Source organism: Pseudoalteromonas sp. NBT06-2, assembly GCF_002276045.1.
Lineage (GTDB): Bacteria > Pseudomonadota > Gammaproteobacteria > Enterobacterales > Alteromonadaceae > Pseudoalteromonas.
The window spans coordinates 1-2,897 of sequence record NZ_NQMR01000109.1 but is presented as its reverse complement, the minus strand read 5'-3'; the positions used below and the strand labels follow the sequence as shown (position 1 = coordinate 2,897).

Annotated in this window: 3 protein-coding genes; 2 read left to right on the top strand and 1 reads right to left on the bottom strand. The window is 30.5% G+C overall.

The genetic code is table 11. From position 1 onward, the window contains the following. Positions 1-106 precede the first annotated feature (106 nt). Positions 107-271 carry a hypothetical protein gene (locus CJF42_RS27615; protein WP_170940653.1) on the top strand — a complete coding sequence of 55 codons (165 nt, stop codon included), beginning with the start codon at positions 107-109 and terminating at the stop codon, positions 269-271. Positions 272-341: 70 nt separating this feature from the next. Beyond that, on the top strand, positions 342-770 hold the full coding sequence (locus CJF42_RS18340; RefSeq protein ID WP_095368071.1) for an Mpo1 family 2-hydroxy fatty acid dioxygenase: 429 nt from the start codon (positions 342-344) through the stop codon (positions 768-770). A gap of 2 nt (positions 771-772) precedes the next feature. On the opposite strand, the gene CJF42_RS18335 is transcribed toward CJF42_RS18340, so the two are convergent. Continuing rightward, positions 773-2,743: a transglutaminase TgpA family protein gene (locus CJF42_RS18335; protein WP_095368070.1), complete on the bottom strand. Its 1,971-nt coding sequence runs from the start codon at positions 2,741-2,743 to the stop codon at positions 773-775. Between the last annotated feature and the right edge of the window lie 154 nt (positions 2,744-2,897).

Here is a 2,897-nt window from a genome sequence, read left to right as displayed (position 1 = left end):
CTTTAGGCAAGGCATTGATTGAAGAACATGGTTATTCCCTTTTCAAAATCAATAACACTGCATAAAGTATTTATAAACCAACCTTACAGGGACTTCTGAGCAAATCATGCTCGTTGTTGCCTGCATGGATGTAGGTACTAGAGCAATGCAGGAGCATATTGCCGGTCCATCTTTTTTTAAGGGAGTAACCATTAATGCAAAGATGCGCCTAGATCATGAATTGCTCAGCAGTCCTGAATCTCACATCTTGAAGTGGCTTGGGTATAAGTAGCTTTAAAGACTAGATATTGTGCGTAATATATTCTAGTGTATTTAAACTATAATAATATGAAGGCATAAATATGAAAACATTAACACAATGGTTTGATTTATATGGTCTGAGCCATCAAAATCCTACGAATATAAAAATCCATAAAATCGCTGTCCCAATTATATATTTAAGTGTTATTGGTTTTATCTATTCAATCCCATCAATAATTGGAACTATATTATTAATCTTTTGTATATTTGCAGCTATGGCTTTTTATTTTTTTCTCAATAAGCGTTTAGGCCTATTTATGTGTATTTATACGATAATATCACTGGTTTTTGTAAAATTAATGGCTCCCTTTATACTAGAAATATCCATGGGATTATTTATTGTTGCTTGGATATTTCAGTTTATAGGCCATAAAATAGAAGGAAAAAAGCCATCGTTTTTAAATGACTTAAGCTTTTTATTAATAGGCCCAGCTTGGGTATTTAAGGACTTATTTAGATTACACAGTTAAAATTAATTTTTAGTAATTAATTTCACTAACTTTTTAGCCTGATTCTGCTTAGATTTAGACAGTGAAATATCTTTATATCGTGTATCAATATATAGCTTCAAAAATTGATTTAAGTATTTTGATTTATCTGTAAAGTGGTTATTTAATAAAGTTAAATATGTTTGGGGAGTTACTCCAGGTTCGAGAGGGACCTTATTTTTTTCGCCCCAATTTTTTATATTATTGTATTCACGCGCTAAAGGTTGTGTAAATAGAGGCTTTTTTTTCCAAACAGTATATAAATATATGCTAAATAAAAAGGCACTTAACAAAGTAACAATCGAGAATGCTATTTTTAGAGTCTGATCAGAGCCAAAAATACGTTTTAATAATCCTTGTTGTTCTTGTGTATTAAAGCCTAAAATCCAATTTGTCCACATGAAATCTATGGCATCTAAGTTCCGCCTAACCCAGTTTAGCATTGGTAAGTTTTGTAAACTTAACAAACTAAAATCTAAATTACGTAAAAATTCTTCCTTATTAGCTTTACTTTGAGACAATGAACCATATAATCGATCTGGAGATACTACTGAGGTGGCGTCAAAACGAGTCCAACCTTTATTTTCTAACCAAACTTCAGTCCATGCATGAGCATCATATTGAAATACACTCAAATAATCTTCATCTTTTAATAATTCACCACCTAGATATCCTGAAACGACACGAGCGGGTATACCAACACTTCTAAACATAAATGCAGCCAAACTTGCATAGTGGCCACAGAATCCTTTTTTAGTTTCTAATAAAAATTGGTCTAACTTATTACTTCCGTATAGAGCAGGGGGTTCTAAAGTATATATAAATTTTTCATTTATAAAATACTGATATAAATTTTTAAAATACATTTCATCTGACAATGACTTATCTTTAATTGCTTTAGCGACTAAAATAGTTTTGGTGTTTGAATTTGGGATTAGGCTTAAATTAGTATAACGCTCATATGAGCTTAGTTTTGCTATATTTCTTAAATCAAAACTAGACACGCTATATTTAAAAGTTTGCGACAGGTTTTTTTGTCTTGCTAATAACCCTGCGTACTTATTGTCTACAAATTGAGTATTACTTCGGGCATAATCTAAAGCATATAACCAATGTAACCCTGACTTTTCAGCAATTATTTCATAATTATATTTACTATTATTATTAGAAACGAAACTATCTTTACTCACTTTTGCTTGCTGCGTAATTTTCCACGTTTGTTCAGTAAACTCTTCATGTACCATTGAGCGCCAGTAAAAAGGTGCTTTAGGCGTTTGTTTTAAAAATTTTGCTCTAAAAACAAGCTCGGAAGAATTTGAAAGTTTTGAAATACTAAAAGGATCTATACTTTCGTTTAAACCCGTTTTTGCGACTCCAGGTCCAGGTAAACTCCAAAAAGAAGGTAGTTTAGGAAGTAATAAGAAAAATAAAAATGCCATAGGTAGGCTAAGTAATAAGGTTTTAGTCGATAATTTTAATGCGTAATTTAGGTTTGCGCTTGGCCTTATAATTAGGTTTAAAGTAGCAACATTTACGATGAAAAATAGAAAAGTTAAAATACTAGCGTATAACGATTGCTGGTATAAATACACACTAGAAATTAAAAATAATTGAATCAAACATATTGTTTTAAAATGCAGTATGCTCGTAGAAATTAATTGTTTTAATACGATAGATAATAAAAGCATTGCTACAAACAAATTAACAGAATCACTAAAGCCTATGTCGATAAACAACCCCGAGACTGTTAAAATAGCTAAAATATTTCCAGTTAAAATACTTGGTTTTTTCACTTGGTTTAAAGCTATTGCAAAGGCCCAAAGTGCTAAAAGTAAAACAACAGAAATAAAAGTTAATGATATGAATCTCGCTAATAAAAATACAATGATAATAAGTGTAATTGATTGTAAAAACTCTATTTTTTTTAATATTATTTTCGATAATTCTAAGTTCAATTTTTAGCCTCACTCAATGCTCTTAAACAATACTTTAAATGATGATTGCCTTTAGAAGCCGGTATTATCTTGCCCGGAAGTATCAAACCAAATGTTAATTCATCGCGATAAGCTTGATTTATTAAATAACTTATGCGTAATAACATGACTTTGA